Consider the following 693-nt stretch of genomic DNA (forward strand, 5'->3'; position numbering starts at 1 on the left):
GTGCTTGAAGATAAAAACACCTTTGTATTAAAAAGAGTAAAAAACAAAGAAGTCAGAAAGAAATAGTCTTGTAATCATATGTATATCTGTAACTTAAAAAAATAGACAGCTTAAGTTAACGCTAATGCCCAAAGGGAGGTAGCTTTCGATTTAAATTCGTATTGAATACGTATAAATCTCATGTTTAATAATTTAATAAAATTAAATCATGAGTAAAATTACTATTTATTCTGAAGCCTGCAACAAAGTTGATGGCTTTAGAGCTATGGGAGAAGAGTTCAAACGTAAACTTATTATTAATGGACGATCAAAGTCTACACACGAAAATTATTTACGCCAAATAGCTAAACTGGCACTTTATTACATGAAAAATCCGCTAGTTTTAGACATGGATGAGCTGGAAGAGTATCTGTATTACCTGATGCAAAAGGATACGGATGCATTAAGTTCATATAAACATTTAGTTTATGGTCTGCGTAAGTTGTACTTTCTTTTTGACAAAGAAGAGCTTTTGCTAAAACTGCCCAAAATAGGCCGACCAAAAAAACTTATTACCGTACTCTCTCAACAGGAAACAAAAGAACTAATAAAAGCTCCTGTTCACATAAGGGAGAAAATCATGTTTGGTCTTATTTACGATACCGGAATGCGCATTTCTGAGGTGACAAACCTACTGATTAAAGATGTTGATCT

Annotated in this window: 1 protein-coding gene; it reads left to right on the forward strand. The window is 32.6% G+C overall.

Translation table 11 applies throughout. From position 1 onward, the window contains the following. Window positions 1–208: 208 nt before the first annotated feature. Window positions 209–693, forward strand: a 485-nt coding sequence (locus HNS40_RS22580) for a tyrosine-type recombinase/integrase (protein ID WP_172284703.1), incomplete at its 3' end; no start/stop codon positions are given.

It is taken from the genome of Lentimicrobium sp. S6, assembly GCF_013166635.1.
Taxonomy (GTDB): Bacteria; Bacteroidota; Bacteroidia; order Bacteroidales; family UBA12170; genus UBA12170.